29 protein-coding genes are annotated in these 26,977 nt (G+C 61.0%); 23 read left to right on the top strand and 6 right to left on the bottom strand.

The window, feature by feature from the left end; genetic code table 11:
* The first annotated feature begins 8 nt into the window (after nucleotides 1-8).
* The 11 genes from ACZZ0Q_RS03590 to ACZZ0Q_RS03540 all read left to right on the top strand — a co-directional run bounded on the left by ACZZ0Q_RS03590 (nucleotide 9) and on the right by ACZZ0Q_RS03540 (nucleotide 14,665).
* Nucleotides 9-2,228, top strand: coding sequence for a primosomal protein N' (locus tag ACZZ0Q_RS03590; protein WP_463540047.1), 2,220 nt, complete (start codon nucleotides 9-11; stop codon nucleotides 2,226-2,228).
* Nucleotides 2,229-2,401: 173 nt separating this feature from the next.
* Nucleotides 2,402-4,141, top strand: coding sequence for an arginine--tRNA ligase (argS, locus tag ACZZ0Q_RS03585; protein WP_463540048.1), 1,740 nt, complete (start codon nucleotides 2,402-2,404; stop codon nucleotides 4,139-4,141).
* Between the two features lies 1 nt (nucleotide 4,142).
* Nucleotides 4,143-4,823: an SPOR domain-containing protein gene (locus ACZZ0Q_RS03580; protein WP_463560284.1), complete on the top strand. Its 681-nt coding sequence runs from the start codon at nucleotides 4,143-4,145 to the stop codon at nucleotides 4,821-4,823.
* Nucleotides 4,824-4,986: 163 nt separating this feature from the next.
* Nucleotides 4,987-6,513: an N-acetylglucosamine-binding protein GbpA gene (gene gbpA, locus ACZZ0Q_RS03575; RefSeq protein ID WP_463540049.1), complete on the top strand. Its 1,527-nt coding sequence runs from the start codon at nucleotides 4,987-4,989 to the stop codon at nucleotides 6,511-6,513.
* Nucleotides 6,514-6,705: 192 nt separating this feature from the next.
* Nucleotides 6,706-7,236 (top strand): ATP-dependent protease subunit HslV, encoded by a 531-nt coding sequence (gene hslV, locus ACZZ0Q_RS03570; RefSeq protein ID WP_122494527.1) that lies wholly within the window; start codon nucleotides 6,706-6,708, stop codon nucleotides 7,234-7,236.
* A gap of 14 nt (nucleotides 7,237-7,250) precedes the next feature.
* Nucleotides 7,251-8,591 (top strand): ATP-dependent protease ATPase subunit HslU, encoded by a 1,341-nt coding sequence (hslU, locus tag ACZZ0Q_RS03565; protein ID WP_463560283.1) that lies wholly within the window; start codon nucleotides 7,251-7,253, stop codon nucleotides 8,589-8,591.
* A gap of 75 nt (nucleotides 8,592-8,666) precedes the next feature.
* Nucleotides 8,667-9,041 carry a gamma-butyrobetaine hydroxylase family protein gene (locus ACZZ0Q_RS03560; RefSeq protein ID WP_463540050.1) on the top strand — a complete coding sequence of 125 codons (375 nt, stop codon included), beginning with the start codon at nucleotides 8,667-8,669 and terminating at the stop codon, nucleotides 9,039-9,041.
* A 271-nt stretch (nucleotides 9,042-9,312) separates the two neighbouring features.
* Nucleotides 9,313-10,995, top strand: coding sequence for a class II poly(R)-hydroxyalkanoic acid synthase (gene phaC, locus ACZZ0Q_RS03555; protein WP_122494533.1), 1,683 nt, complete (start codon nucleotides 9,313-9,315; stop codon nucleotides 10,993-10,995).
* A 230-nt stretch (nucleotides 10,996-11,225) separates the two neighbouring features.
* A complete protein-coding gene (phaZ, locus tag ACZZ0Q_RS03550; protein ID WP_122494535.1) occupies nucleotides 11,226-12,089 on the top strand; it encodes a poly(3-hydroxyalkanoate) depolymerase in 864 nt (287 codons plus the stop codon).
* 200 nt (nucleotides 12,090-12,289) lie between these two features.
* Entirely contained in the window at nucleotides 12,290-13,975 is a 1,686-nt protein-coding gene (gene phaC / locus ACZZ0Q_RS03545; RefSeq protein ID WP_463540051.1) for a class II poly(R)-hydroxyalkanoic acid synthase, read from the top strand.
* Between the two features lie 75 nt (nucleotides 13,976-14,050).
* Entirely contained in the window at nucleotides 14,051-14,665 is a 615-nt protein-coding gene (locus ACZZ0Q_RS03540; RefSeq protein WP_463540052.1) for a TetR/AcrR family transcriptional regulator, read from the top strand.
* A 104-nt stretch (nucleotides 14,666-14,769) separates the two neighbouring features.
* On the opposite strand, the gene ACZZ0Q_RS03535 is transcribed toward ACZZ0Q_RS03540, so the two are convergent.
* The 3 genes from ACZZ0Q_RS03535 to ACZZ0Q_RS03525 form a co-directional block, all read right to left on the bottom strand.
* Nucleotides 14,770-15,765: a phasin family protein gene (locus ACZZ0Q_RS03535; protein ID WP_463540053.1), complete on the bottom strand. Its 996-nt coding sequence runs from the start codon at nucleotides 15,763-15,765 to the stop codon at nucleotides 14,770-14,772.
* Between the two features lie 10 nt (nucleotides 15,766-15,775).
* Nucleotides 15,776-16,222, bottom strand: a complete 447-nt coding sequence (locus tag ACZZ0Q_RS03530; RefSeq protein ID WP_463540054.1) for a phasin family protein — start codon at nucleotides 16,220-16,222, stop codon at nucleotides 15,776-15,778.
* 103 nt (nucleotides 16,223-16,325) lie between these two features.
* Nucleotides 16,326-16,601, bottom strand: a complete 276-nt coding sequence (locus ACZZ0Q_RS03525; protein WP_122494545.1) for a polyhydroxyalkanoic acid system family protein — start codon at nucleotides 16,599-16,601, stop codon at nucleotides 16,326-16,328.
* 150 nt (nucleotides 16,602-16,751) lie between these two features.
* On the opposite strand from ACZZ0Q_RS03525, the gene ubiE reads away from it, so the two are divergent.
* From ubiE to ACZZ0Q_RS03480, 9 genes are all read left to right on the top strand, one after another.
* Entirely contained in the window at nucleotides 16,752-17,522 is a 771-nt protein-coding gene (gene ubiE, locus ACZZ0Q_RS03520) for a bifunctional demethylmenaquinone methyltransferase/2-methoxy-6-polyprenyl-1,4-benzoquinol methylase UbiE (RefSeq protein ID WP_463540055.1), read from the top strand.
* Nucleotides 17,522-18,151, top strand: coding sequence for a ubiquinone biosynthesis accessory factor UbiJ (locus tag ACZZ0Q_RS03515; RefSeq protein WP_463540056.1), 630 nt, complete (start codon nucleotides 17,522-17,524; stop codon nucleotides 18,149-18,151). Before ubiE ends, ACZZ0Q_RS03515 begins: the two co-directional genes overlap by 1 nt.
* Nucleotides 18,148-19,758 (top strand): ubiquinone biosynthesis regulatory protein kinase UbiB, encoded by a 1,611-nt coding sequence (gene ubiB, locus ACZZ0Q_RS03510; RefSeq protein WP_463540057.1) that lies wholly within the window; start codon nucleotides 18,148-18,150, stop codon nucleotides 19,756-19,758. The genes ACZZ0Q_RS03515 and ubiB overlap by 4 nt, the downstream gene beginning before the upstream one ends.
* A 63-nt stretch (nucleotides 19,759-19,821) precedes the next feature.
* Nucleotides 19,822-20,223, top strand: coding sequence for a phosphoribosyl-AMP cyclohydrolase (gene hisI, locus ACZZ0Q_RS03505; protein ID WP_463540058.1), 402 nt, complete (start codon nucleotides 19,822-19,824; stop codon nucleotides 20,221-20,223).
* A gap of 22 nt (nucleotides 20,224-20,245) precedes the next feature.
* Nucleotides 20,246-20,578: a phosphoribosyl-ATP diphosphatase gene (locus ACZZ0Q_RS03500; protein ID WP_463542245.1), complete on the top strand. Its 333-nt coding sequence runs from the start codon at nucleotides 20,246-20,248 to the stop codon at nucleotides 20,576-20,578.
* 68 nt (nucleotides 20,579-20,646) lie between these two features.
* Complete coding sequence (locus ACZZ0Q_RS03495) at nucleotides 20,647-20,907, top strand: twin-arginine translocase TatA/TatE family subunit (RefSeq protein WP_463540059.1); 261 nt, start codon at nucleotides 20,647-20,649, stop codon at nucleotides 20,905-20,907.
* Between the two features lie 3 nt (nucleotides 20,908-20,910).
* Entirely contained in the window at nucleotides 20,911-21,342 is a 432-nt protein-coding gene (gene tatB, locus ACZZ0Q_RS03490) for a Sec-independent protein translocase protein TatB (protein WP_463383797.1), read from the top strand.
* Nucleotides 21,339-22,124, top strand: a complete 786-nt coding sequence (gene tatC / locus ACZZ0Q_RS03485; RefSeq protein ID WP_463540060.1) for a twin-arginine translocase subunit TatC — start codon at nucleotides 21,339-21,341, stop codon at nucleotides 22,122-22,124. The genes tatB and tatC overlap by 4 nt, the downstream gene beginning before the upstream one ends.
* Nucleotides 22,121-22,828 (top strand): 16S rRNA (uracil(1498)-N(3))-methyltransferase, encoded by a 708-nt coding sequence (locus ACZZ0Q_RS03480; protein ID WP_463540061.1) that lies wholly within the window; start codon nucleotides 22,121-22,123, stop codon nucleotides 22,826-22,828. Before tatC ends, ACZZ0Q_RS03480 begins: the two co-directional genes overlap by 4 nt.
* 82 nt (nucleotides 22,829-22,910) lie before the next feature.
* Here the strand turns inward: ACZZ0Q_RS03480 and ACZZ0Q_RS03475 are convergent, their stop codons facing one another.
* Nucleotides 22,911-23,399, bottom strand: a complete 489-nt coding sequence (locus ACZZ0Q_RS03475) for a winged helix-turn-helix transcriptional regulator (RefSeq protein ID WP_463540062.1) — start codon at nucleotides 23,397-23,399, stop codon at nucleotides 22,911-22,913.
* Nucleotides 23,400-23,516: 117 nt separating this feature from the next.
* On the opposite strand from ACZZ0Q_RS03475, the gene ACZZ0Q_RS03470 reads away from it, so the two are divergent.
* Complete coding sequence (locus ACZZ0Q_RS03470; RefSeq protein ID WP_463540063.1) at nucleotides 23,517-24,245, top strand: SDR family oxidoreductase; 729 nt, start codon at nucleotides 23,517-23,519, stop codon at nucleotides 24,243-24,245.
* A 174-nt stretch (nucleotides 24,246-24,419) separates the two neighbouring features.
* On the top strand, nucleotides 24,420-25,007 hold the full coding sequence (locus tag ACZZ0Q_RS03465; protein WP_463540064.1) for a DsbA family protein: 588 nt from the start codon (nucleotides 24,420-24,422) through the stop codon (nucleotides 25,005-25,007).
* Here ACZZ0Q_RS03465 and dtd read toward each other — a convergent pair whose 3' ends face one another.
* Together dtd and pip are read right to left on the bottom strand one after the other, a co-directional pair.
* On the bottom strand, nucleotides 25,008-25,445 hold the full coding sequence (gene dtd, locus ACZZ0Q_RS03460; protein WP_463540065.1) for a D-aminoacyl-tRNA deacylase: 438 nt from the start codon (nucleotides 25,443-25,445) through the stop codon (nucleotides 25,008-25,010).
* Nucleotides 25,442-26,413 carry a prolyl aminopeptidase gene (gene pip, locus ACZZ0Q_RS03455; protein WP_463540066.1) on the bottom strand — a complete coding sequence of 324 codons (972 nt, stop codon included), beginning with the start codon at nucleotides 26,411-26,413 and terminating at the stop codon, nucleotides 25,442-25,444. The genes dtd and pip overlap by 4 nt, the downstream gene beginning before the upstream one ends.
* A 118-nt stretch (nucleotides 26,414-26,531) precedes the next feature.
* On the opposite strand from pip, the gene ACZZ0Q_RS03450 reads away from it, so the two are divergent.
* Nucleotides 26,532-26,975 carry a hypothetical protein gene (locus ACZZ0Q_RS03450; protein ID WP_463540067.1) on the top strand — a complete coding sequence of 148 codons (444 nt, stop codon included), beginning with the start codon at nucleotides 26,532-26,534 and terminating at the stop codon, nucleotides 26,973-26,975.
* Nucleotides 26,976-26,977 lie beyond the last annotated feature (2 nt).

The raw sequence follows: 26,977 nt of genomic DNA, 5'->3' as shown, positions 1-26,977 counted from the left end.
ATAACCGCGTGCCCGCCGTCATTTTGCGCCTCGCCCTGCCCTCTCCCCTGCGCCGCCTGTTCGACTACCTGGCCCCCAAAGGCGTGTCAGCCAGCGACCTGCAGCCAGGCATGCGCCTGCGCGTGCCGTTTGGTAAACGGGAAATAATCGGCATTTTGGTCGAGCTCAGCGACCACAGCGACGTGCCCGCCGACAAGCTCAAGCCCGCAATTGCCCTGATCGACGCCCAGTCCCCTGTGCCGCCCGCTTTCTTCAAGCTCTGCCTGTGGACGGCCCAGTATTACCAGCACAGCCTCGGCGATACGTTCAGTTGGGCGCTGCCCACGCTGCTGCGCCAAGGCGAACCGGCTGAAGCGCGGCAGGAACGTTTTTGGCAGGTCGCCGAAGGCGCGTCACAAGATGACCCGCGCCTGGCCCGCGCGCCCCGCCAACGCGACGCTCTGAAAATCATCGCGCAGCACCCTCACGGCGTAGCGCATCGATTGCTCAGTCAGCTGCAGCTAAATAAAGACAGTCTGGAGCTGCTGCGCGAAAAAGGTCTGGTAACCGTTGAAGCCCGCCGCCACGCCGTCATCGAGCGCCATGGCAACTGGCTGGCCCAGCCCGAACTGCCGCTCAACCCCGAACAGCGGGCCGCCACCGAGGCCATCCGCAGCGGCTTCGATACCTTTAATGCATTTTTGCTGGCAGGCGTAACCGGCAGCGGCAAAACCGAAGTGTATTTGCAGTTGATCCGCGAAACGTTGGAAGCCGGCAAGCAGGCCCTGGTGCTCATTCCCGAAATCAACCTGGGCCCGCAGACACTGGCGCGCTTTGAGCGTCGCTTCAACGCGCGCATCGCCTTGCTGCACTCGGCCGTCAACGACCGCGAGCGCCTGGACGCCTGGCTCGCGGCCCGCGACGGCGAAGCGGACATCATTATCGGCACTCGCTCAGCGCTGTTCACGCCGATGAAAAATCCAGGCCTGATCATCATCGATGAAGAGCACGACGCCTCCTATAAACAGCAGGAAGGCCTGCGCTACCACGCCCGCGACCTGGCGCTGGTGCGAGCACGTCAGGAAAACATTCCCATAGTGCTGGGCTCGGCCACGCCCTCGCTCGAAAGCTTGCAGAACGCCCATGCCGGCCGCTATGGCCTGCTGCGTCTAAACCAGCGCGCAGGCGGCGCCCAGCAACCGAGGTTCTTGCGCCTGGATATAAAAAGCCGGCCACTGGACAGCGGCATTTCCGGCCCAATGCAGCAAGCCATCGGCCAAACCCTGGCGGCAGGCCAACAGGTGCTGGTGTTCCTCAACCGTCGCGGTTTTGCCCCGACATTGCTGTGCCACGACTGCGGCTGGTTGTCGGAATGCCCTCGCTGCGACGCGCGCATGACCGTGCACCAACGCTCGCGCGAATTGCGTTGCCACCATTGCGGCCACGTGGAGCGTCAACCCAGCAATTGTCCGAAGTGCGCGCAAGTGGACCTGCGCCCGGTCGGCGCCGGCACCGAGCGTGCCGAAGATCGCCTCGCGACCTTGTTCCCCGACGTGCCCGTGCTGCGCGTCGACCGCGAAAGTACATCGCGCAAAGACGCCATGCAGAACCTGTTCAACACCATTAATAAAGGCGAGCCGTGCATCCTCATCGGCACCCAGATGCTGGCCAAGGGTCACCACTTTCCGCGGGTCACGCTGGTGTCGATTCTGGATGCCGATGGCGGGCTGTTTTCCGCCGACTTCCGCGCCAGCGAGCGCATGGCGCAGTTGATCGTGCAGGTGGCCGGTCGCGCTGGCCGGGCTGAAGAGCCGGGCAAGGTGATTATCCAAACCCACCTCGCCGACCATCCGCTGCTGGTGCAGCTCACCGAGCAAGGCTATTTCGCCTTTGCCGAGCAAGCCCTGAGCGAGCGCCGCGCGGCGGGCCTGCCGCCGTTCTGTCATTTGGCCTTGCTGCGCGCCGAAGCACACAAGCCCGGCCAGGCCGAAGGCTTCCTCGACGAGGCCTGCACCGAAGCGGAGCATCTTCTGGGCGAACTGAACCTCAGCGGCATTGAACTACTGGGCCCCGTGCCCGCTCCGATGGAACGCCGCGCCGGCCGCTACCGCGCGCAATTGCTGCTGCAAGCCAACGCCCGCGCGCCGCTGCATAAGCTGCTCAGCTATTGGCTGACGGCGCTGGAAAAAATGCCCAGCGGCCGTGCCGTGCGCTGGTCGCTGGACGTTGATCCGATCGATCTGTTTTAGCGAGGCGGTAGCAAAACCGGCGGTTCGAGCCATTTTTCGTACACCTCATCAGTACCCATCGCAGCCCCACCGATGACCAGTGCGGTTGGCAATGCCGTCATCGCCACGGATAATGGCCCATTTTCCACCCGCTTCCCGGCGCCCTGGCGCCCCGATGGCCGCACGAGCAGACCATGAAAGACACCATTCGCCAGCTGATCCAGCAAGCCCTCACCCGTCTCGTCAGCGATGGCGTACTGCCCGAAGGCCTGACGCCAGTGATTCAGGTCGAGAACACCAAAGACAAAAGCCACGGTGATTTCGCCAGCAACATCGCCATGATGTTGGCTAAGCCGGCTGCCATGAAGCCGCGCGACCTGGCCGAAAAACTCATTGCTGCCCTGCCCGCCGATGCACAAATCCGCAAGGTCGAAATCGCCGGCCCCGGCTTTCTGAATTTCTACCAAGACACCCAAGCCCTCGCCGAACGCCTTGAACTCGCCCTGGCCGACGCCAAACTGGGCGTACGCAAAGGCAGTCCGGCTCAGCGCGTGGTAGTCGACTTGTCATCGCCCAACCTGGCGAAAGAAATGCACGTCGGTCACCTGCGCTCCACGATCATTGGCGACGGCGTGTCGCGGGTGCTGGAGTTCCTTGGCGATACCGTCATTCGCCAAAACCACGTGGGCGACTGGGGCACCCAGTTCGGCATGTTGCTGGCCTACCTTCAGGAAAACCCGGCGGCCAGCGAAACCGAATTATCCGATCTGGAGGGTTTCTATCGCGCAGCCAAACAGCGTTTTGATGAGTCGCCTGAATTTGCCGATCGGGCCCGCGAGCTCGTTGTGCAGCTGCAAGCCGGCGAACCGGAATGCATGCGCCTGTGGCACAGCTTCAACGCCATTTCCCTGGCTCACTGCCAGAAAGCCTACGACCGCTTGAACGTGAAGCTGACGCCCGCCGACGTAAAAGGCGAGAGCGCCTATAACGACGACTTGGCCAACGTGGTTGCCGACCTGAAAAGCGCCGGCCTGTTGGTCGAGAGCAACGGCGCCCAGTGCGTGTTCCTTGACGAGTTCAAAAACGCCGAAGGCAACCCGCTGCCGGTCATCGTGCAAAAGGCTGGCGGTGGTTACCTCTATGCCACCACAGACCTGGCCGCCATGCGCTACCGCAGCCAGGTGCTGAAGGCTGATCGCGTGCTTTATTTCGTCGATCAGCGTCAGGCGCTGCATTTCCAGCAAGTGTTCGAAGTGGCGCGCCGCGCAGGCTTCGTGCACCCCGGCATGCAGCTTGAGCACATGGGTTTCGGCACCATGAACGGCGCCGATGGCAAACCGTTCAAAACTCGCGATGGCGGCACGGTCAAACTGATCGACCTGCTCGACGAAGCGCAAGAGCGCGCCTACGCGCTGGTTAAAGAAAAGAACCTGGAACTGAGCGAAGACGAGCTGCGCACCATCGCCCGCGTGGTGGGCATTGGCTCGGTGAAATATGCCGATCTGAGCAAACACCGCACCAGCGACTACAGCTTCAACTTCGAACAGATGCTCAGCTTTGAAGGCAATACGGCGCCGTACTTGCTGTACGCCTACACCCGCGTGGCGAGCATTTTCCGCAAGCTGGGCAAGGGCTACGACCAAGTGGAAGGCCAGATCCGTCTGGACGCCGCACAAGAGCAAGACCTTGCCGCCAAGCTCGCGCAGTTCGGTGAGGTGCTGACCAACGTCGCCGAGAAAGGCACGCCGCATACCTTGTGCACCTTCCTCTACGAGCTGGCTGGTTTGTTCTCAAGCTTCTACGAGCACTGCCCGATTCTTGCTGCCGAAGAGCCGGCCACTCAGCAAAGCCGTCTGCGTTTGGCCGCCCTGACTGGCCGCACCCTCAAACAGGGTCTGGAACTGCTGGGCCTGGAAACCCTGGAGCGCATGTAAGTTGGCGGCCAAGAAAAAACCTGCACCCAAGCGCGGCGCGAGCCGCTATCAAGCCCCGGCCAAACGCCCTGTGCCGGGCTGGATCTGGTTAGCCTGTGGCCTGGCCATTGGCGCGTTTATCGTGCTGCTGATGAAGCTTGAGCCCGGGCGCAAAGAAATTCAGCGCGACAAGCCGGACGACAAATCCACCAAAACCACCGTGGTGCCAAAAACGCCGGCGAACCCCAACACGCCGACGCCCAGCGGTCCGGTCAAGCCCAAGTACGATTTCTATACCTTGCTGCCCGAGTCGGAAGTCATCGTGCCCCCGGAAGCTGTGCCGGAAAAAACGCCGCCGCCTGCCACGCCAGCCGAGCTGGCCAAAGCCGACGCCGCGCGTGCAGAAGCGGCACTCAAGGGCGAAACCCCGCCGCCGCTGCCCACTGCGGTAAAAGCGGCGGTTACCCAGTACTTCTTGCAAGCCGGCTCATTCCGCAAGCAAGACGACGCCGACAAAGTGCGCGCGCAGATCATTCTGCTGGGGCAGGACGTTCAGGTGGAGTCGGGCATGGTGCGCGAAGAAACCTGGTACCGCGTGCTGGTGGGACCGTTTAGCAACCGTGAGCAACTCACGGCCGCGCAGAAGAAGCTGGCCGGCAGCGGCTTCAGCAACTTGCTGCTGCAACAGCGACAAGGGCGTTAAGCCACTACGCGCCGCAAAGTTGCCCCACTGCCCTTGGGCAGCTTCTTACATAGGCGCCATACCCCCGAGCGGCATAGTCGATGCCGCTCGGGCCAAGCGTGAAAAAGCTACGCCAACGCCCTATCCGCCCGAGCGTCCTCTCCTATGAAAAAGGTCGCTTCGTATGCATAAGTCATCCCTTTCTTCGCCTTTACGTCATCTGCCACTTCTAGCTGCGATGAGTCTGGCCGGGCTTACGGCTCAGCAGGTATCGGCCCACGGTTATGTGGAACAACCTAAATCGCGTGCCGTTCTGTGCACCGCCTCGGCCGGCAACCTGAACAGCAACTGCGGCAACGTGGCATACGAACCTCAAAGCCTGGAGTACGGCCCCTCGGTCAACCATCACTTCAACGGCGCTTACTGTGCCGGCGACTTCACTCAGTGCGGCCCGGCCAACGAAACCATCGCCGCTGCTGGCATGGCGGCGTTCGGTCAGTTGAACGAGCAATCCGCCACGCGCTGGGCAAAGAACCCGATCAATCCCGGCCCGAACACCTTCAAATGGCACTACACCGCTGGCCACGCCACGTCGTACTACCAGTTCTACATCACCAAGAAAGACTGGAATACCAACCAACCGCTGACGCGTGACTCATTCGAACTGACGCCGCTGCTGCATGAAGACGCCTACGGTGCGCGCCCCGCAAACGGCGACAGCAGCGACCATACGGTGAATATTCCGAACGACCACACTGGCTACCACGTCATCTTGGCCACGTGGAAAATTGCCGACACCGCCGCCACGTTCTACCAAGTCATCGACGTCAACATCAGCGGCACCGGCGCCAGCGCTCCAGGTACAGTCACACCGCCAGTTACCGTACCGGCCGCTGCCTGGAGAAATATCGGCAACGTGCAGCCGCAAGCCCTGCAAGTAGGCGACACGGTAAAAACCCGCGTATTCACTGCCCAAGGCGAACAAGCCGACCGCCAAACCTCGCTGACCATCGAAACGGTCGATCAGGCCCAAGCCAATATCTGGCCCTTCCTGCTGGCGCAAAAAGTGGCCAAAGCCAACGCCGGCTACCTGATGGGCGAGCTCAATACGCGCAACGAAGTGGTGCCGAACTATGGGCAAAACAGCGTGTACAGCAAGGCCGACAGCGATGTGGTGCGCGTCGAGATTCAAAAAATCCAAGGCGCACCCATCACTGTCGCCAGCTTGGAGCTCAATGGTCTGCTAGACACCTACCGTGTCGAAGGCGGCAAAGCGCAGCTGCACTTCAACGCCTTGACCCAAGGCGGCGCGTACACCGTCAGCGCGACCATTTTCAACGCCGCTGGCGAAAGCGTGGCGTATCAACAGAGCGCTGCGGGCGTGACCTCGCCACACCTGATGTTCACCTTGGATAACCCGGCGGGCGGCAGCTACGACCTGGTGGTGGTGGCGAAGCCGGAACAAGGCGAGCCGCTGCAAAAAACCCACCGTTTCACTATCGACGCGCCAAGCGCCAGCGCCCATGACTACGTGTTCCCCAATGGCTTGAAGAGCTACAAGGCCGGCACCAAAGTGTTGGGCCGCGACGGCAACACTTACGTGTGCAAGCCGTTCCCGTATAGCGGCTACTGCGTGCAGTGGAGCACCAGCGCAACCCAGTACGAGCCGGGCACCGGTTCGCACTGGCAGATGGCCTGGGCCCGCGACTGACCTGAAGAGTCACTAGCGTTCGGTTGAAACAGCGAGGCGCCTGCCTCGCTGTTTCTTAAGGTCCAACAACTGACACACGCTGACAAAACGTTGATCCCACCCCATTGCCCGGCAGCGGTTGAAATGCCCGGCACCCTCCCCCATATGAGTTTCCACTAGGGCACTTTCGCCCCCAGCGTGGAGACTTTCCCCTTGACCACCATCGTTTCAGTTCGTCGCCACGGCAAAGTCGTTATGGGCGGCGACGGCCAGGTTTCTCTCGGCAACACCGTGATGAAAGGCAATGCGAAAAAAGTCCGTCGCCTGTACCACGGCCAGGTAATTGCCGGTTTCGCCGGCGCCACCGCCGACGCCTTCACCCTGTTCGAGCGCTTCGAAGGGCAACTGGAAAAACATCAGGGTCACCTGGTTCGCGCAGCCGTGGAATTGGCCAAAGAATGGCGCACCGACCGCTCCCTCAGCCGCCTTGAAGCCATGCTCGCCGTCGCCAACAAAGACGCCTCGTTGATCATCACCGGCAACGGTGACGTCGTTGAACCCGAAGACGGCCTGATTGCCATGGGTTCCGGCGGGCCTTACGCCCAGGCCGCCGCACGCGCGCTGCTGATGCACAGTGAACTCAGTGCCCGCGAAGTGGCCGAAACTGCATTGGGTATCGCCGGCGATATCTGCGTGTTCACCAATCACAATCTGACTATCGAGGAGCTGGACCTCGCTGTCTGAGGCCCGACCATTCCATGCCCATGACGCCCCGCGAAATTGTTCACGAACTGAGCCGTCACATCATCGGCCAGGACGAAGCCAAGCGTGCCGTAGCCATCGCGCTGCGCAACCGCTGGCGCCGCATGCAACTGCCTGCCGAATTGCGTGCTGAAGTAACGCCCAAGAATATTCTGATGATCGGCCCGACCGGCGTCGGCAAAACCGAAATCGCCCGCCGCCTGGCCAAACTGGCCAACGCGCCCTTCCTGAAAGTGGAAGCGACCAAATTCACCGAAGTCGGCTACGTCGGTCGTGACGTGGAGTCGATTATTCGTGACCTCGCGGACGCGGCAATCAAAATGCTCCGCGAGCAGGAGATGGTCAAAGTCCGTCACCGCGCGGAAGACGCCGCCGAGGAACGCATCCTCGACGCCTTGTTGCCGCCGGCCCGCGTTGGCTTCAATGAAGACCAAACGCCAAGTCACGACTCCAACACCCGCCAGCTGTTCCGCAAGCGTTTGCGCGAGGGGCAACTGGACGACAAAGACATCGAGATCGAAGTGGCCGACGCGCCAGGCGGCGTGGAAATCATGGCCCCGCCCGGCATGGAAGAGATGACCAACCAGCTGCAAAGCCTGTTCTCCAATATGGGCAAGGGCAAAAAGAAAGCCCGCAAGCTCAAGGTGAAAGAGGCCCTCAAGCTGGTGCGCGACGAAGAAGCGGCGCGCCTGGTCAACGAAGAAGAACTCAAAGCGCAGGCACTCGAAGCCGTCGAGCAGCACGGCATCGTGTTTATCGATGAGATCGACAAAGTGGCGAAGCGCGGCAATGTAGGCGGCGCCGATGTGTCCCGCGAAGGCGTGCAGCGCGACTTGCTGCCGCTGATCGAGGGCTGCACGGTGAACACCAAGCTGGGCATGGTCAAAACCGACCACATCCTGTTCATCGCCTCGGGCGCGTTCCACCTGAGTAAGCCAAGCGATCTGGTGCCAGAGCTGCAAGGCCGCTTGCCGATTCGCGTGGAGTTGAAGGCCCTGACGCCGAACGACTTCGAGCGCATTCTCACCGAGCCGCACGCCTCGCTCACTGAGCAATACCGCGAGCTGTTGTTGACCGAAGGCCTGACCATCAACTTCGCCCCGGACGGTATCAAACGTCTGGCCGAAATTGCCTGGCAGGTTAACGAGAAGACGGAAAACATCGGTGCGCGTCGCTTGCACACCTTGTTGGAGCGTTTGCTGGAAGAGGTGTCGTTCAGCGCGGGCGACCTGGCCAGCAGCCAGGACGGCAACGTCATCAGCATCGACGCCGAGTACGTCAACAGCCACCTTGGCGAACTGGCTCAAGACGAAGATCTGTCGCGTTATATTCTCTAACGCGTTCTTCTTTTCGTAGGAGCCAGCTTGCTGGCTCCTACAGTCGTTCAGGCTTAGTTCAGAGCACCCTTCACCATGCGTATCCCCTCTGCCATCGAGCTGCACAAAGCCTCAAAAACCCTCACGCTGAAATATGGCGAGCACGAAACCTACACCCTGCCCGCCGAATTTCTGCGCGTGCATTCGCCCTCGGCCGAAGTGCAGGGCCATGGCAAACCGATTCTGCAAGTTGGCAAACTGGGCGTCGGCTTAAGCCGTATCGAACCGGCTGGTCAGTACGCACTAAAGTTGTGCTTCGACGACGGGCATGACAGCGGATTGTTCACCTGGGACTACCTGGAGCAGCTGGCGCAACGTCAGGAAGAACTCTGGGCTGATTATCTTCAAGAGCTTGCGCGCGCTGGAAAGTCGCGTGACCCGGCGGTGTCCGTGGTCAAGCTGATGCTCTAATTCGACCTTTCCGACAGGTTAGGGCGAACTTTCTAAACCCCCTCGGCATACTCCCCTACGCGCTTGGCCAAGTGACTGGCCTGCTTGCGCAAACGCTGAAACTCGGGTAACCAATTACCTGGCAGGTTCCGTGCATTTGACTGTGTCAGATGCAATGAATGAAGCGGAGCTAGCTCCGCCCCCGGTAACCCGAGCAGTACTAGGCGCTAACGCCCTGTGTCCGTGCACAGCAGCATGCCGGTATCAGCCTCAGGACAATGGAGCGTCGTTGATGAGCAACAAAAATAATGAAGACCTGCAACGCCAGGCCTCGGACAACACCCTAGGGCTCAATCCTGTCATTGGCCTGCGTGGCAAAGACATTCTCGCTTCTGCCCGCATGATCCTCGCACAGGCTTACAAACAACCGCTGCACAGTGCCAAGCACATCGCCCACCTGGGCATCGAATTGAAAAACGTCCTGCTGGGCAGCTCCGAACTGGACGCCGATGCCGGCGACAAACGTTTCGCCGATCCTGCCTGGAGTCAAAACCCTCTGTACAAGCGCTACCTGCAAAGCTACCTGGCCTGGCGCAAAGAACTGCACAGCTGGGTCGAGCACAGCAACCTGTCAGAGACCGACATCAGCCGGGGGCATTTCGTGATCAATCTGCTCACCGAAGCCATGGCGCCCAGCAACAGCATGGCCAACCCGGCCGCGCTCAAACGCTTCTTCGAAACCGGCGGCAAGAGCTTGCTCGACGGCCTCGGCCACCTGGCCAAAGACTTGGTCAACAACGGCGGCATGCCGAGCCAGGTCAATATGGACGCCTTCGAGGTCGGCAAAAACCTGGCCCTCAGCGAAGGCTCGGTGGTGTTTCGCAACAACCTGCTGGAGCTGATTCAGTACAAACCCACCACCGAGCAGGTGCACGAACGTCCGCTGCTGGTGGTGCCGCCGCAAATCAACAAGTTCTATGTATTCGACCTGTCGCAGGAGAAAAGCCTGGCGCGCTTCTGCCTGCGCAACGGCGTGCAGACGTTTATCGTCAGTTGGCGCAACCCGACCAAGGCACAGCGTGAATGGGGCCTGTCGACCTATATCGAGGCGCTGAAAGAAGCCATCGAGGTCATCCTTTCGATCACCGGCGCCAAAGACGTCAACATGCTCGGCGCCTGCTCCGGCGGCATTACCACTGCCGCCCTGCTCGGCCACTATCAGGCCATTGGCGAGAAGAAGGTGAATGCCCTGACCCTGTTGGTCAGCGTGCTCGATACCAAACTCGACACCCAGGTGGCGCTGTTCGTTAACGAGCAAACCCTGGAAGCCGCCAAGCGTCGTTCGTATCAAGCCGGCGTGCTGGAAGGCAGCGACATGGCCAAGGTGTTCGCCTGGATGCGCCCCAACGACCTGATCTGGAATTACTGGGTCAACAACTACCTGCTCGGCAACGAACCGCCGGTGTTCGACATTCTGTATTGGAACAACGACACCACGCGTTTGCCGGCCGCCTTCCACGGCGACCTGATCGAACTGTTCAAAACCAACCCGCTGACCCGCGCCGACGCGCTGGAAGTGTGCGGCACGCCCATCGACCTGAAGAAAGTCACCGCCGACATCTTCAGTCTCGCCGGCACCAACGACCACATCACGCCATGGGAAGCCTGCTACCGCTCGGCGCGCCTGTTTGGCGGCAAGATCGAATTCGTGCTGTCCAACAGCGGCCATATCCAAAGCATTCTCAACCCGCCGGGCAACCCGAAAGCGCGCTTCTCCACCAGCGAAGGCGACCTGCCGGACTGCCCCAAAGCCTGGCAAGAAGACGCCACCAAGCACACCGATTCCTGGTGGCTGCACTGGCAGAAATGGCTGGCCGATCGCTCGGGCAAATTGAAAAAGGCACCCGTGGTGCTGGGCAACAAACAGTACACGCCAGGCGAAGCATCGCCCGGCACCTATGTACACGAGCGGTAAGGGCCAGCGGCTGATTGCAATACGTGCGGCCGATGCTCGAACGGCTGAGCGGCTTTACCAACAGATTGACTGCATACACTGCCCGCGGCACCCGGATGTGCCGCCCACTGCTGACGGGTTACGCGCCTGCAGTGGACACGAAGCCAGCACGGATGCCGGCTTCGTTATTCTGGACAGGCGCGCGGGACGGCGCCGCCAGAGCTTCGTAGGGTCACCCATAGGGCTAGCGCATGCCGTTACCATTTGTTTTCCGCACCATCGACCTCGATGGGCAAACCATTCGCACGGCGGTCCGACCGGGTAAGCCGCACCTGACGCCGTTGCTAATCTTCAATGGCATCGGCGCCAACCTCGAATTGGTGTTTCCCTTCGTTGCCGCCCTGGACCCCGACCTCGAAGTGATCGCCTTCGACGTACCGGGCGTAGGCGGTTCGTCGACGCCCAATCGGCCTTACCGCTTTCCCGGCTTGGCCAAACTGGCGGCGCGCATGCTCGACTACCTGGACATCGGCCAGGTCAACGCCATCGGCGTGTCCTGGGGCGGCGCGCTGGCCCAGCAGTTCGCTCATGACTACCCCGAGCGCTGTAAAAAGCTGGTGCTCGCGGCCACCTCAGCGGGCGCCGTGATGGTGCCGGGCAAACCGAAAGTGCTGTGGCGCATGGCCAGTCCTCGGCGCTACGTGCAGCCCTCTTACGGCGTGCAGATCGCCCCGGATATTTACGGCGGCGCCTTCCGTCGCGACCCCAACCTGGCCATGGCCCATGCCAGCAAAGTGCGCTCTTCCGGCAAGCTTGGTTACTACTGGCAGTTGTTCGCCGGCATGGGCTGGACCAGCGTGCACTGGCTGCACAAAATCACCCAACCGACCCTGGTGCTAGCGGGCGATGACGACCCGTTGATCCCCCTGATCAACATGCGTCTGCTAGCCTGGAGAATTCCAAATTCGGAACTGCATGTGATCGACGACGGCCACCTCTTCCTCATTACCCGGGCAGAAGCGGTCGCGCCAATCATCATGAAATTCTTACAAGAGGAACGCCAACGTGCGGTGATGCACCCACAGCCGACACCTTCGCCGGCTCGCGATCACTGACCCATAACAACAAGCAGCCCAGCGGTGCGCACTGAATCAGTTCGAGCAGTGCACGCCTGACCCAATAGGGCGCTGGGCGCCCCACCTGCTGTTCTTTGCGCGGTTGTCTGGAATGCACCTCCGGCGCGCCTTGGTACAAGCCTTGCTCTGTACCAATTGACGTTGAGTCCCTTGCTGGTTTGACGACGGAGTGTTGCCCCATGCGAGACAAATCTGTGACCACCCCGGTGACGACTGCACCGGCCAATGCAATGAATGCGCAAAACGCCGTCATGGGTTTGCGCGGGCGCGACCTGCTCAGCACCATGCGCACCGTGGCGCTGCAAGGCCTGCGCCGGCCGGTCTACAGCGCCAAGCACGCGCTGGCGTTGGGCGGGCAATTAGGCCGCGTGCTCATCGGCGATACGCTGCACAAACCCAACCCCAACGACGCGCGCTTTGCCGACCCCACGTGGCACCTCAACCCCTTTTACCGCCGCAGCTTGCAGGCGTACCTCGCCTGGCAGCAGCAGCTGCACCGCTGGATCGAAGAAAGCGACCTGCCTGCCGACGACCGCACCCGCGCCAGGTTTATCGCCACCTTGCTCGGCGATGCCATGTCGCCGTCCAACAGCGTGCTCAATCCGCTGGCCATCAAAGAACTGCTCAATAGCGGCGGCACCAGCTTGTTCAAAGGCGTGCGTCACCTTTATGACGACCTGCTGCACAACAGCGGCTTGCCCCGGCAAGTGAACAAAACGGCGTTTGAAGTGGGCCGCAACCTGGCGACCACGCCCGGCAGCGTGGTGTTTCGCAACGAGATGCTGGAGCTGATCCAGTACAAACCCATGAGCGAAAAGCAGTTCGCCAAACCGCTGGTGATCGTGCCGCCGCAAATCAACAAGTTTTATATCTTCGACCTCAGCCCGGAAAAGAGCTTCGTCCAGTACTGCCTGAAGAACGGCCTGCAAGTGTTCATGGTGAGCTGGCGCAACCCCGATGCTCGTCACCGCGAATGGGGCTTGTCGAGTTACGTACAAGCGCTGGAGGCGGCCACCGATGTGGCCCGCGCCATCACCGGCAGCAAAGACGTCAATCTGATCGGCGCCTGCGCAGGCGGCCTGACCATCGCGGCGATGCAAGGCCATCTATTGGCCAAACGGCAACTGCGTCGGGTCAGCAGCGCCAGCTACCTGGTGAGTCTGCTCGACAGCCAGATCGAGAGCCCGGCCATGTTGTTCGCCGACGAGAAAACCCTCGAAGCCGCCAAACGCCGGTCTTACCAGAACGGTGTGCTGGACGGTCGCGACATGGCGCGCGTGTTCGCCTGGATGCGCCCCAACGACCTGATCTGGAATTACTGGGTCAACAACTACCTGCTCGGCAAACAGCCGCCGGCGTTCGACATTCTCTACTGGAACAACGACAACACCCGTCTGCCGGCAGCGTTTCATGGCGACTTGTTGGACTTCTTCAAACACAACCCACTGACCCGCCCCGGCGCCATGGAAGTGTGCGGCACGCCTATCGACCTGCAAAAAGTAAACGTCGACAGCTTTAGCGTGGCCGGCATCAACGACCACATCACGCCGTGGGACGCGGTGTATCGCTCTACCCTGCTCATGGGCGGCGACCGTCGCTTTATTTTGTCCAACAGCGGCCACATCCAGAGCATCCTAAATCCGCCGGGCAACCCGAAAGCCAACTTCTTCGAGAACGCCAAGCTCACCTCCGACCCGCGCGCCTGGTATTACGACGCCAAGCAGCACACCGGCAGTTGGTGGCCGGTCTGGATGGAGTGGATTCAAGCGCGCTCTGGAGAACAGCGTGAAACGCTGCTGGCCATCGGCAACCAGAACTACCCACCCATGCAAGCCGCACCCGGCACCTACGTGCACGAGGTGTAAACCGCAACAACACTGGCCAGGCGGCGTCTGGCCAGTTAACGTCGGCCAATGGATCGTCTGACATAAGAAGAATGGATGAAAACCCGCGACCGAATCCTCGAATGTGCCCTGACGTTATTCAACAGCCAGGGCGAACCCAACGTCTCCACCCTGGAAATCGCCAACGAGCTGGAAATCAGCCCGGGCAATCTTTATTACCACTTCCACGGCAAAGAGCCGCTGGTGATGGAGCTGTTCGAACGCTTCGAAACCGACATGGCGCCGCTGCTCGACCCACCGGCCGGTGCGCGGTTGAACGTGGAAGATTATTGGCTGTTCCTGCACCTGATCGTCGAACGCCTGGCGCATTACCGTTTCCTCTTCCAGGACCTCTCCAATCTGGCCGGCCGCCTGCCGAAACTGGCACGCGGAATTCGCCTGTGGCTCAACTCGCTGAAGCGCACCCTCGCGGCATTGCTGGCTGGTTTGAAAGCCGACGGGCATGTCACCAGCAACACTCAGGCGTTGGGTTTGCTGGTCGAGCAAATCACCCTGACGCTGCTGTTCTCCCTCGATTACCAACGCATTCTGGGTAACGTCGGCGAGCTTCGGTTGGTGGTGTTTCAGGTGATGATGCTGGTGACGCCGCACCTGCGCGAAGACTCGCGCGGCACGGCTGAACTATTGGCGCAGCGCTACCTGCAAGCGTGAGTCGCCACCTCGCAAACGTGGCGCCGACCGCGATCGGGTGAACCGTAAATACCCATAAAAAAACCCGGCCATCTGGCCGGGTTTTTCATTTACCGCGCGTCCACTCAGGACGACGTGCTTGGCGTCGTCGGTGCAGCTGGCGTTGCAGCCGGCGTGGTTGCAGCGGTAGCTGCTGGCGCTGGCGTTGGTGCGGGTGTCGCCGGTTTGGCAGCAGCAGCCGCCGGCTTCGGTGCAGCAGCCTTGGCAGCAGCCGGCTTCGGTGCAGGTTTTACCGCAGGCTTGGCAGCCGGCTTAGCGGCAGCGGGTTTCGCGGCTGGCTTGGCGGCTGGTTTTGCAGCGGGCTTGGCTGCGGCTTTCGCTGCAGGTTTAGCAGCCGGTTTAGCAGCCGGTTTGGCAGCGGCTTTAGCAGCCGGCTTGGCGGCGGCTTTGGCGGCTGGTTTAGCAACCGGTTTAGCAGCGGCTTTAACCAAAGGCTTGGCCGCTGGTTTTGCGGCAGCTTTAGCAGCCGGTTTAGCGGCGGCTTTTGCTGCTGGCTTGGCTGCCGGTTTGGCGGCCGCTTTTGCCGCGGGCTTGGCTGCGGGCTTGGCTGCAGGTTTCGCAGCGGCCTTGGCAGCCGGTTTAGCGGCTGGTTTGGCAGCGGCTTTCGGTGCTGGTTTAGCGGCCACTGTTTTGGCAGAAATGCCAGTCAGTTTTTCCAGCTGTTTGGTCAACACATCAACTTTGCTGTTCAGGTCTTTCACTTCGTTGCGGCTCGGAACGCCGAGTCGCGAAATGGCACTGTTCAGACGTTTGTCGAAGGCTTCTTCCAACTCGCCCCATTTACCAATCGCCAGGCCGCGAACTTCATCGACCTTGGATTTAGCCGACTTGGCAGATGTTTTAGCGGACGTTTTCACGGCGCCAACTTGCTTCTCGACTTCGGTCTTGGCCAACTTTTCAGCTTTCTCGCCATCGGTTACCAGCGTGTCGAACAGCTTGGTGCCGTCCTTGCTGATTTTCGAATAGGCGCCCAACCCAGCCAGCCAGATTTGGCGCGAGTATTTTTCAACTTCGCCAACCCACGAGCTGCTTTGTTTTTCGACTTTCTTTTTAGCAACCATCCCGCTCTCCTTATTGAGTCTTAGCGACACGTGCAACCAACGCATTCAGCACGTCCAGCTTAGCAGAGAGCGCATCAACATCCTGGCGCGAAGGGATACCTACACGATTTAACGCGCTGGCGACCCGACGATCGAAAAGTTTTTCGATTTTGTCGAACTGCACTTCAACTTTGCTTTTAACGCTGGAGACATTGCTGCTGACTGATTGTTTAACCGAGTCGAGCTGGCTATTCGCCGCTTCGACCTGCGTTGTGACCAGTTTTTTGCCTTGTCGTTCGATGCCTTCGCCTTCGCTCACCAGGCCTTTGATATAGCCCGCACCTTCTTTGCCGACCTTGGCGTAGGCACCCAAACCGGCCAGCCAGATTTGCCGGCTGTAATGTTTAACATCGGTGAGCAGCGACGCTTGGACTTCGTCTTTTTTTACGACAACTTTTTTAGCTGCAACTTTGGCCATGGTGCACCTCACAAAGAGAGAAGGAAAAAACCGCCTGCTCTTTGCAGGCCTGCACCGAAATTAGCCGGGAAAATTAGAATTCACATACTAGGTATGCGCGGGCTCAACTAAGGGACTCGTCCAAGCCTTTTTCAATTTCGCGTTTTATCGTGCCGCTCATGGCTGATAAGAGCAGGCCCAATTTCAGCTCGACGCGCACATTGTCTTCGCCCACTTCAATGGTGCCGTCAGCGCCACTGCGTTTGAATTCCAACACGTCGCCCTTCCACTGATAACGCACCGAATACTCTTCGGCCAGGCGCTCGGCCAGCGCCTCGGCTTTGGCGCGCGCGCCTTGCGTGCCAAGAGTGTGTGAACGTTCGACGGTAATGCGGGCCATAGTTGATAACTCATGCGACCAAAAGTCGCGCGACTATAACGCGAGCGCCACGCCAAGGGCAGTCGCCCCGTCACCGCCACCGCACGCCTTGCCAAGACAAAGCCGGTGACCGCGATTAGAATGGCCGGCACTTTCTTCCGGTGACCGCATATGAACGATCCGCGCAAAGGCAGTGATGCCGAACCGACTACCCACTTCGGCTACCAAAGCGTGCCGGAAAGCCAAAAGGCCGACAAAGTCGCCGAGGTTTTCCACTCTGTAGCCGCCAAATATGACCTGATGAACGACCTCATGTCCGGGGGCGTTCACCGTCTCTGGAAGCGCTTCACCATTGAGCTTTCGGGCGTGCGCACGGGCAATCGAGTGTTGGATATCGCCGGCGGCACGGGCGATCTGACCCGTCAGTTTTCCCGCTTGGTCGGCCCCACCGGCGAAGTGGTCCTGGCCGACATCAATGCCTCAATGCTCAAAGTGGGCCGCGACAAACTGCTCGACAGCGGCGTGGCCAACAATGTGCAGTTCGTACAGGCCGACGCGGAAAAGCTGCCCTTCCCGGACAACCACTTCGACTGCGTGACCATCGCCTTTGGCCTGCGCAACGTAACGCATAAAGATGAAGCGATCCGCTCCATGCTGCGCGTGCTCAAACCGAGCGGCCGCTTGCTGATTCTGGAATTCTCCAAGCCCACCAGCAATCTGCTGTCCAAGGCCTACGACGCCTACTCGTTCAGCCTGCTGCCGCTGATGGGCAAGCTGATCACCAACGATTCGGAAAGCTACCGCTACCTGGCCGAATCGATCCGCATGCACCCGGACCAAGAAACCCTGAAAGCCATGATGATCGAGGCCGGTTTCGAGCGCACCACGTACCACAACATGACCGGCGGCATCGTCGCCCTGCACCGCGGTATCAAACCCTGATGTTGACCCAGGCGCTTCTGGCTGCGGCCGAAACCGGCATCAACCGCGTGCTGCGCCTCGACGCGACCGCCTTGCCGCGTCTCGCGCACCTGGCCGGCAAAGTGATTGCGGTGGAATGCAGCGCGCCGGCCGTGAAGGCGTACGTGCTAGCCGACGGTGCCGGTCTGCGTCTGGCTTCGCAGTGGGAAGGCGACATCGCCTGCCGCCTGCGCGCACCGGCCAGCAGTCTGGTGCGCTTGGGCGTGAGCAAAGACAAAACCGCTGTGTTGCACAGCCCCGAGGTTGAGTTGGATGGCGACAGCGCCGTGCTGCTCGACCTGGCCGGTGTGCTGCAAGACCTCGAACTGGATTGGGAATACGAAATCGGCCGCTGGCTCGGGCCGATAGGCAGTCAATTGCTCAGCAGCCATTTAAAGAGCCGCGCGCGTTGGACCGGTCAGAACCTCGACAGCCTGCGCCAGAACGTGGCGGATTACCTCAGCGAAGAGTCGCGCACTCTGGTCGGCGAGAACGAAGCACAAGCGCGTTTTGCCGAACTGGATGACCTCAAGCTCGCCCTCGATCGCCTCGATGCCCGCGTCGAGCGCCTGGCCCTCACCCTCAACTCCAAACCTAGCGAACCCGAATGAAGCTGCTTGCCGTCCGCCGTTTGTTGCGCATCCAGCGCGTGGTTATTCGCTACCGTCTCGATGATCTGATTCTTGAGCTGCCGCTGCCGTGGTGGCTGCGCAGCGTCAGCTATTTTCTGCCGTGGCGCTGGCTGCCGCGTCGCAAGCTGGCGCTGAGCCGCGGCGAACGAGTACGCCTGGCGCTTCAGGATCTTGGGCCGATCTTTATTAAATTCGGCCAACTGCTTTCCACGCGGCGCGACCTGCTGCCGCTGGACATGGCCGACGAGCTGGCGTTCCTGCAAGACCAGGTGCCGCCCTTCGACCCGGCGCATTCGGTGGCGCTGATTGAAGCGCAACTGGGCGCCAAGGTCGGTGACGTTTTCGCCCGCTTCGACACCCAGCCGCTGGCCTCCGCTTCGGTGGCCCAGGTGCACGCTGCGCAACTGCGCAGTGGTGAAGAAGTGGTGGTGAAAGTCGTTCGCCCCGGTTTGAAGCCGGTGATCCGCGCCGACATTGCCTGGCTGTTTTTGCTGGCCAAACTGGCCGAGCGCGTGTCTGGCGAAGCGCGCCGCCTGCACCCGGTTGAAGTGGTCAGCGACTACGAGAAAACCATCTACGACGAACTTGACCTGCTGCGCGAGGCGGCCAACGCCAGCCAACTGCGCCGTAACTTCGAAGGTTCGCCGCTGCTGTACGTACCGCAGGTGTATTGGGACTGGTGCCGCCCGCAAGTGCTGGTGATGGAGCGCATCTACGGCGTGCAGGTCACCGACCTCGCCACCCTCGCCGACCAGCGCACCGACCTGAAAGTGCTGGCCGAGCGCGGCGTTGAAATCTTTTTCACCCAGGTATTTCGCGACAGCTTTTTCCACGCCGACATGCACCCCGGCAATATCTTTGTCAGCACCCGCACGCCGTGGAGCCCGCAGTACATCGCTATCGACTGCGGCATCATCGGTAGCCTGACCCCGGAAGATCAGGATTACCTGGCACGCAACCTCGTGGCCTTTTTCAAGCGTGACTACCGCAAGGTCGCCCAGTTGCACATCGACTCCGGTTGGGTGCCTGCAGAAACCAAAGTGAACGACTTCGAAGCGGCCATTCGCACCGTGTGCGAACCGATTTTCGAGCGACCGCTGAAAGATATCTCCTTCGGCTTGCTGCTGATGCGTCTGTTCCAGACGGCGCGGCGCTTCAACATGGAGATTCAGCCGCAACTGGTGCTGCTGCAAAAAACCTTGCTGAACATTGAAGGCTTGGGTCGTCAGCTGTATCCGGACCTGGACCTGTGGGCCACAGCCCAACCGTATCTCGAACGCTGGATGCGCGAGCGCGTAAGCCCGAAAAACCTGTTCCAGAACCTGCAATCGCAAGTGGAACAAGTGCCGCACCTGGCGCACATGACCCGCGAGCTGCTTGAACGCATGGCGCAGCCGCATCTGTATAACCCGCCCCTGCAACAGCAGCCGGGCGGCGGCGATAAATGGACGCTGCGCTTGCTGGGCACCGCCCTGCTGGGCGGCGGCATTACCCTGGCGTTGGCAGCCGCGAGCCTCACGGCAGCGACCACCTGGCCGGCCTGGCTGATGGCCGCGAGCGGGCTGTACCTGATTTTGCGCCGATAGCCAGTAGCGGTCTCAACTGGCAAACTCGCCCGACGATGTGCCCGCCCGAACGACGGAATTGCAATGAACGATTGGCTAGATGAAATCAACTGGAACAGTGACGGCCTGGTGCCGGCCATTGCCCAAGACTACAAAACCGGGCGCGTACTGATGATGGCCTGGATGAACCGCGAGGCCCTGACCCTCACCGCCGCCGAGCAGCGCGCCATTTACTGGTCGCGCTCGCGTGGCAAACTCTGGCGCAAAGGCGAAGAGTCCGGCCACGTGCAAAAACTGCATGAGATGCGCCTGGATTGCGACGAAGACGTGATCATTCTGATGGTCGAGCAACTCGGCGGCATCGCCTGCCACACCGGTCGTGAAAGCTGCTTCTACCGCGTTTACGAAAGCGGCGCCTGGAAGGCAGTCGACCCGGTGCTCAAAGACCCCCACGCGATCTATGCCGGCGGACACAACCATGAGTAACCCAGGCATGAATAACGCAGGCATGACCGACACCCTCGCCCGCCTTGCCCAGGTGCTTGAAGAGCGCAAAGGCGCCGCGCCCGACAGCTCGTACGTGGCCAGCCTGTATCACAAGGGTTTGAACAAAATTCTGGAAAAAGTCGGCGAAGAATCGGTCGAAACCATTCTTGCCGCTAAAGATGCCGCCGTCAGTGGCGACTGCAGCGACGTCATCTACGAAACCGCCGATTTGTGGTTCCACAGCCTGGTGATGCTTGCCGCCCTGGGCCAGCACCCACAAGCGGTACTGGACGAACTGGACCGGCGCTTCGGCTTGTCGGGCCATGCGGAAAAAGCCGCGCGCGAGCCGTCCTGATCCATCCGTTTTAACGCGTTATTCGCAGCCCGCGCTGCGTAACCCACCATCTCGAGAGGAACCGTTCCATGGGTATTTTTGACTGGAAACACTGGGTCGTCATTCTGATCGTGGTCGTGTTGGTGTTCGGTACCAAGAAGCTCAAAGGCCTGGGTAGCGATGTCGGCGAGGCCATCAAAGGCTTTCGCAAAGCCATGAACGACGATGAAAAGCCAACCGAGCAGGCCGCTCCGGCGCAGCCGACCCAAGCGCAAAACGAGCCTCTGAACCAACCGCACACCATCGACGCGCACGCCCAGAAAGTCGAAGAGCCAGCGCGCAAGGACTGACCCATGTTTGGCATTAGCTTCGGCGAATTGCTGCTGGTGGGCCTGGTGGCCCTGCTGGTGCTCGGCCCTGAACGCCTGCCCGGTGCCGCGCGCACAGCAGGCCTGTGGATCGGGCGCCTGAAACGCAGCTTCAATGCGATCAAACAGGAAGTGGAACGCGAAATCGGCGCCGATGAAATTCGTCGGCAGCTGCACAACGAACACATTCTGGCGTTGGAACAGGAAGCCCGAAACGCCATCGCCCCGCCGCAGGTGCCGGCTGCCGCGCCGATTGCCGAGGCCACGCCCGTTGCGCCGCCCGTGACACAGCCCGCCGTCGCGGCCGCTGAAGCGCCTGCGCCGGCGCCCGAGCCAGCACCTGAACCGAGCCCGCCTGAGCAGCAGCAAACCCAGCTGGAACTGCCCGTCAGCCCCCAACCGCCGCGAGCCCCATGAGCGCAGACACCCCGGAAAACGACCAGCAAATGCCGCTGGTCTCGCACCTCACCGAACTGCGCTCGCGCTTGCTGCGCTGCGTGGCGGCCACCTTCCTGATTTTCGCCAGCCTGTTTTACTTTGCGCGCGACATCTACACCCTGGCCTCCGAGCCGCTGCGCCGTTTCTTGCCCGAAGGCGCCACGATGATCGCCATCGACCCGGCGTCGGCATTCCTGGCGCCGCTGAAACTGACCATGGTGGTGGCGCTGTTTGCCAGCATGCCGGTGATTCTCTACCAAGCCTGGGGCTTTATTGCCCCGGGCCTGTACAAGCATGAAAAACGCGTGGCCGTGCCGCTACTGACCTCCAGCGTGGTGCTGTTTTACGGCGGCATGGCGTTCGCCTACTTCCTCGTGCTGCCGCTGATTTACCACTTCCTGCTGGGCTCGGCGCCGGTCGGCGTTACGCCCATGACCGACATCAACACCTACCTCGACTCCGTGCTAACGCTGCTGTTCGCCTTTGGCGTGGCGTTCGAAATTCCGGTGGCGGTGGTGCTGCTGGTGATTATTGGCGTGGTCGACGTGGCGTACCTGCGCAAGATTCGTCCGTACGTGATCATCGGCTGCTTTGTGGTCGGCATGATCCTCACGCCGCCGGACCCGCTGTCGCAAACCCTGCTGGCGGTACCGATGTGGATGCTGTTTGAAATTGGCGTGTTCTTCGCCGCCATGGTGCGCAAACGCCCGCGTGAAGAAGCGGCCAGCGACGACGCGCAACCGCCCGCCACCCAACCGTGAACCTGCTGCTTCTGGAAGAGGCCGACTTTGTCGGCGCCGACCGCGTGATTCTGCGCGACCGCCGTCTGACTCATCTGCAAGAGGTGCACCGCGCCGAATCGGGCGACAGCCTGCGGGTTGGCCAAATAGGCGGATTGATGGGCAAGGCGCACATCCTGCGTTTGGAAAGCGCTGAAGCCGAGCTGCAAATCACCCTCGACCAGCCGCCGCCGGCAAAACTACCGCTGACCCTGCTGCTGGCCCTGCCCCGCCCGAAAATGCTGCGGCGCGTGCTGCAAACCGTCGCCAGCATGGGCGTGCCGCGCTTGATTCTGCTCAACAGTTACCGCGTCGAAAAAAGCTTCTGGCAGACCCCGTTTCTCGAACCGGCGGCCATTCGCGAGCAATTGATTCTGGGGCTGGAGCAATCGCGCGATACGGTGCTACCTGAAGTGCGCATCGAAAAGCGCTTCAAACCGTTTGTGGAAGACCACCTGGCGCAGCTCTGTGCTGGCACCCTGGGTTTGGTTGGGCATCCCGGTCTATACCCGGCGTGCCCGCGCGCGGTGGACGGCCCGGTGACGCTGGCCATCGGCCCGGAAGGCGGTTGGATTCCCTACGAAGTCGATAAGCTCGCCGAGGCGGGCTTGCAGCCCGTGCAACTGGGCGAGCGGATTCTGCGGGTGGAAACAGCGGTGACGGCGCTGATCGCGCGGTTGTTTTAGGCCACGCGGCGCTCTCGGGCCCTGTAGGAGCGAGCTTGCTCGCGAAAGCGTCCATGAATCCAAAAGCTATTCCAAGGCCTTATCAGCCTTTGCGGTGCCAGTGCGCCGGCAACAACTTCCCTTCTAACTCCGGCGCTTCGCGCAGGCTCATATCCCGCGCGTGCAGCGGTTCGCCGCATTCCGAACACACCAGCACGCCGCGCACCTCGTGGCCACAGCGTTTGTGCACGTGGCGAATCGGTTGGCCGATGTCGCCGCTCATGTGCCGGTCGCCCCAGTTCACCAGCGCGAGCACGGCCGGGTAAAGGTCGTGGCCCTTCTCGGTCAACCTATACTCCTCGCGCACAGGCCGCTGTTGGTAGGCGCTTTTCACCAGCACGCCATGCTCGGTCAGGCGCTTCAGGCGCTCTGCCAACACATGTCGGGTGATGCCCATGCGCTTCTCGAAGTCGTCGAAACGGCGCACGCCCATAAAACATTCGCGCAGCACCAGCAGGGTCCAGCGGTCGCCGACCACCGATAACGTGCGTGACAGCGAGCAGGGCTGATCGCCCAGTTCTTCCCAGCGCATGACGATTCTCCAAAACGTTCTGCTGGCTACTCTAGCTTGACAGGTTCCAAAAAGGAACTGACTATTCAGCTCAGTTCCAAAAAGGAACTTACTCACGCAACCGACGAGAGAACAACAATGAGCGAACGCAAAGCAGTGTTAGTGGTGGGAGCCGGCGATGCCACCGGCGGCGCGATAGCCAAGCGCTTTGCCCGCGAGGGTTATGTGGCCTGTGTAGCCCGGCGTAATGCCGAGAAACTCGAACCGCTGGTGGCCGAGATCACCGCCGCTGGCGGCCAAGCGCGCGCCTTCGGCTGCGACGCGCGGCTCGAAGACCAGGTGGTCGAGATGTTCGCCACCATCGAACGTGAGGTCGGTCCGCTGGAAGCTGTGGTGTTCAACATCGGCGCCAACGTGCACTTTTCCATCACTGACACCACCGAGCGCGTGTACCGCAAAGTCTGGGAAATGGCCGCCCTCGCCGGTTTTCTCACCGGTCGCGAAGCCGCTCGGGTGATGCTGCCCCGTGCTCGCGGCACGATCATTTTCACCGGCGCCACGGCGTCCCTACGCGGCGGCAAGGGCTTTGCGGCGTTTGCCAGTGCCAAATTCGCCTTGCGTGCCACTGCCCAGAGCATGGCCCGCGAGTTGGGGCCGTTAGGCATTCATGTGGCGCACCCGATCATCGACGGCGCCATCGACACGGCGTTTATCCGCGACAACTTCCCTGAGCGCTACGCCATGAAAGAGCAGGACGGGATTTTGAATCCTGACCATATTGCTGATTCGTACTGGCAGATTCATATGCAGCCACGCGACTCGTGGACCCATGAACTTGATCTACGCCCCTGGCTAGAAACGTTTTAACGCCTGGTCGATCACCTGGTCGTCGGCCATGCTGCGTTGCGTCCTCGCTTTTAATGCTCACGTACTGCAGTACGCTGCGCTTAAACGCTCCGGGGCGCCTTGCCTGGCCTTAGCCCAGACGATCTCGTTCTGCGTCTGCTGCGAAAAAAGCAAAAACAAAAAGAGATTAAAAACATGAGCAAAACCCTGGAATTCTTCTTCGACTTCGGCAGCCCCACCACCTACCTGGCGTGGACCCAACTGCCGAAAATTGCCGACGATGCCGGCGTGGAAATCACCTGGAAACCGATGCTGCTTGGCGGCGTGTTCAAGGCCACGGGCAACCAGTCGCCGGTCGCGATTCCGGCCAAGGCCAAATACACCTTTGCCGACCTGCATCGCTTCGCCCATCGCTACGGCGTGCCGATGGCGTTCAATCCGTTCTTTCCGATCAACACCCTGGTTCTGATGCGCGGCGCGGCCGGTTATTTGGGCAGCGCGAACTTCCATCCGTACGTGAACGCAGTGTTCACGGCGATGTGGGTGGAGCAGAAGAACATGGGCGATCCAGCCGTGGTCGCGCAGGTGCTGAGCGCTGCGGGGCTAGATGCAGCGGAGTTCGAGCGGCTGGTGAGTGACGAAGACGTGAAGCAGCGCCTGAAGGAAATCACCGAAGACGCCATCAAGCGCGGCGCGTTTGGGGCACCGACGTTCTTCGTGGACGGGGAAATGCATTTCGGCCAGGATCGTCTCGACTTTGTTGCCGAAGCCCTGAGCCGCTAATCAGGTTTCCAGTAAAAACGTCACCGGCCCATCGTTCACCAGCGACACCTGCATGTCCGCACCAAAACGCCCGGTGGCCACCACCGGGTGTTTTATCCGCGCCTGTTCAACCAGATAGTCGAACAGCTCGGCGCCCAACGGTGGCGGCGCTGCAGTGGAAAAGCTCGGGCGCAGGCCGCTTTTGGTGTTGGCGGCCAGGGTGAATTGCGAGACCAGCAGCAACCCGCCCGCCACGTCAGTCAGCGACACATTCATCTTGCCGTCGGCATCGCTGAATACGCGGTAATTGAGCAATTTGTGCAGCAGTTTGTCGGCGCTGGCTTTGTTGTCTTGCGGCTCCACACCGACCAGCACCAGCAGGCCCTTATCGATGGCGCCAACGGTTTCGCCGGCAACGTCTACACGCCCCTGGCTAACGCGTTGAATCAGTCCCTTCATGCTTCGTCGGGCGCCAGGTTGAGCAGGCGGCGGGCGATTTGCTCGGCGGCGCGCACCAGTGCATCCGTGATGCCCGGCTCGGCAGCGGCATGGCCGGCGTCGCGGATGATCTGCAGCTCGCTGTTGGGCCAGGCTTGGTGCAGCTCCCAGGCGTTGTCGAGCGGGCAAATCATGTCGTAGCGCCCGTGCACGATGATGCCCGGCAGGTGAGCGATCTTGTGCATGTCGCGAATCAGCTGGTCCGGCTCAAGAAACGCGTTGTGCATAAAGTAGTGGCATTCCACACGGGCAATCGACAGCGCACGCTGCGGCTCGCTGAAGCGTTCCACCACTTGGGTGTTTGGGCGCAGCGTGGCGGTGCGGCCTTCCCAGGTCGACCAGGCTTTGGCGGCGTGCATTTGCGCGATCTGGTCGCTGCCGCTCAGGCGTTTGTGGAACGCCGACACCAGGTCGTTGCGCTCTTCCGGCGGAATCGGCGCCACGTAGTCTTGCCAATAATCGGGGAACAGGCGGCTGGCACCTTCTTGGTAAAACCAGCGGATCTCTTGGGGGCGGCACAGGAAAATGCCGCGAAGAATCAGGGCGTGCACACGTTCCGGATGGGTTTGCGCGTAGGCCAGCGACAAGGTCGAGCCCCACGAGCCGCCGAATAGCACCCATCTGTCGATGCCCAGGTGCTGACGAATCACTTCCAGGTCGGCAACCAGGTCCCAGGTGGTGTTGTTTTCCAGGCTGGCGTGGGGGGTGGAGCGTCCGCAGCCGCGCTGGTCGAAGGTGATGATGCGGTATTGGTTGGGGTCGAAATAACGGCGACTGGCGCCGTCGCAACCGGCGCCGGGGCCGCCATGCAGAAACACCACGGGAAGACCGTCCGGCGTGCCGCTTTCGTCGACATACAGCACGTGCGGCGCCTGCACGGCCAATTCATGGCGCGCGTAAGGCTTAATCTCCGGATACAAAGTCTGCATGCTGCACTCCCTTGTTAATTAAGACGCTGCCACGCGCAATCCCTGAAGGTCGGGTACATTTTCCCGGCAAGGCGCCTGAGCTCTGCCGGGCATCATAACCATGAAAACGGAGTTGAGCATGTCAGACCGGATAATTCCCTTTGCCCGCCTGTGGTTTATCGCCATCGCGCTGATCGTGCTTGCCGGTTGCTCAAACAGTGATCCCAAGGCCGCGCTGGAGGCCGCCGTGCAGCAGCTTCAAGAAAACCTTGAAGCCAAGCGCAGCAGCGATGTGATGGAACAGCTGCACCCCGAGTTTCGCGCCCAGCAGCAGTACGACCGCGAATGGGCCAAGCGCACCATGCTCGGCCTGTTTCTGCGCTACAACAACGTGCGGGTGATTGCCCTCAGCAAAACCAGCAGCCTCGACCCCGCCTCCTCCACCAAGGGATACACCGAGGCGCAGGTGGCCGTTACCGGCGCTGAAGGTTTGATTCCAGACAACGCCAACCACTACAGCGTGAAACTGGAGTGGTGGTTGGAAGACAAGGAATGGAAGTTGGCGCGGATCAATTGGGAGTAAAG

The sequence above is a fragment of the Pseudomonas sp. AC070 genome (genome assembly GCF_979258635.1).
This window is presented reverse-complemented; position numbering and strand designations above follow the sequence as displayed.

What these genes read in the sequence shown, in the direction of transcription:
- ACZZ0Q_RS03540 (WP_463540052.1), top strand. Translation starts at nt 14,051, where the DNA reads ATGAAAACCCGCGACCGAATCCTCGAATGTGCCCTGACGTTATTCAAC.
- ACZZ0Q_RS03475 (WP_463540062.1), bottom strand. Translation starts at nt 23,399, where the DNA reads ATGCGCTGGGAAGAACTGGGCGATCAGCCCTGCTCGCTGTCACGCACG.
- ACZZ0Q_RS03465 (WP_463540064.1), top strand. Translation starts at nt 24,420, where the DNA reads ATGAGCAAAACCCTGGAATTCTTCTTCGACTTCGGCAGCCCCACCACC.
- hisI (WP_463540058.1), top strand. Translation starts at nt 19,822, where the DNA reads ATGAACGATTGGCTAGATGAAATCAACTGGAACAGTGACGGCCTGGTG.
- argS (WP_463540048.1), top strand. Translation starts at nt 2,402, where the DNA reads ATGAAAGACACCATTCGCCAGCTGATCCAGCAAGCCCTCACCCGTCTC.
- phaC (WP_122494533.1), top strand. Translation starts at nt 9,313, where the DNA reads ATGAGCAACAAAAATAATGAAGACCTGCAACGCCAGGCCTCGGACAAC.
- ACZZ0Q_RS03495 (WP_463540059.1), top strand. Translation starts at nt 20,647, where the DNA reads ATGGGTATTTTTGACTGGAAACACTGGGTCGTCATTCTGATCGTGGTC.
- ACZZ0Q_RS03525 (WP_122494545.1), bottom strand. Translation starts at nt 16,601, where the DNA reads ATGGCCCGCATTACCGTCGAACGTTCACACACTCTTGGCACGCAAGGC.
- ACZZ0Q_RS03450 (WP_463540067.1), top strand. Translation starts at nt 26,532, where the DNA reads ATGTCAGACCGGATAATTCCCTTTGCCCGCCTGTGGTTTATCGCCATC.
- dtd (WP_463540065.1), bottom strand. Translation starts at nt 25,445, where the DNA reads ATGAAGGGACTGATTCAACGCGTTAGCCAGGGGCGTGTAGACGTTGCC.
- ACZZ0Q_RS03535 (WP_463540053.1), bottom strand. Translation starts at nt 15,765, where the DNA reads ATGGTTGCTAAAAAGAAAGTCGAAAAACAAAGCAGCTCGTGGGTTGGC.
- tatB (WP_463383797.1), top strand. Translation starts at nt 20,911, where the DNA reads ATGTTTGGCATTAGCTTCGGCGAATTGCTGCTGGTGGGCCTGGTGGCC.
- gbpA (WP_463540049.1), top strand. Translation starts at nt 4,987, where the DNA reads ATGCATAAGTCATCCCTTTCTTCGCCTTTACGTCATCTGCCACTTCTA.
- tatC (WP_463540060.1), top strand. Translation starts at nt 21,339, where the DNA reads ATGAGCGCAGACACCCCGGAAAACGACCAGCAAATGCCGCTGGTCTCG.
- ubiE (WP_463540055.1), top strand. Translation starts at nt 16,752, where the DNA reads ATGAACGATCCGCGCAAAGGCAGTGATGCCGAACCGACTACCCACTTC.
- phaZ (WP_122494535.1), top strand. Translation starts at nt 11,226, where the DNA reads ATGCCGTTACCATTTGTTTTCCGCACCATCGACCTCGATGGGCAAACC.
- phaC (WP_463540051.1), top strand. Translation starts at nt 12,290, where the DNA reads ATGCGAGACAAATCTGTGACCACCCCGGTGACGACTGCACCGGCCAAT.
- ACZZ0Q_RS03530 (WP_463540054.1), bottom strand. Translation starts at nt 16,222, where the DNA reads ATGGCCAAAGTTGCAGCTAAAAAAGTTGTCGTAAAAAAAGACGAAGTC.
- ubiB (WP_463540057.1), top strand. Translation starts at nt 18,148, where the DNA reads ATGAAGCTGCTTGCCGTCCGCCGTTTGTTGCGCATCCAGCGCGTGGTT.
- pip (WP_463540066.1), bottom strand. Translation starts at nt 26,413, where the DNA reads ATGCAGACTTTGTATCCGGAGATTAAGCCTTACGCGCGCCATGAATTG.
- ACZZ0Q_RS03560 (WP_463540050.1), top strand. Translation starts at nt 8,667, where the DNA reads ATGCGTATCCCCTCTGCCATCGAGCTGCACAAAGCCTCAAAAACCCTC.
- hslU (WP_463560283.1), top strand. Translation starts at nt 7,251, where the DNA reads ATGCCCATGACGCCCCGCGAAATTGTTCACGAACTGAGCCGTCACATC.
- ACZZ0Q_RS03470 (WP_463540063.1), top strand. Translation starts at nt 23,517, where the DNA reads ATGAGCGAACGCAAAGCAGTGTTAGTGGTGGGAGCCGGCGATGCCACC.
- ACZZ0Q_RS03500 (WP_463542245.1), top strand. Translation starts at nt 20,246, where the DNA reads ATGACCGACACCCTCGCCCGCCTTGCCCAGGTGCTTGAAGAGCGCAAA.
- ACZZ0Q_RS03515 (WP_463540056.1), top strand. Translation starts at nt 17,522, where the DNA reads ATGTTGACCCAGGCGCTTCTGGCTGCGGCCGAAACCGGCATCAACCGC.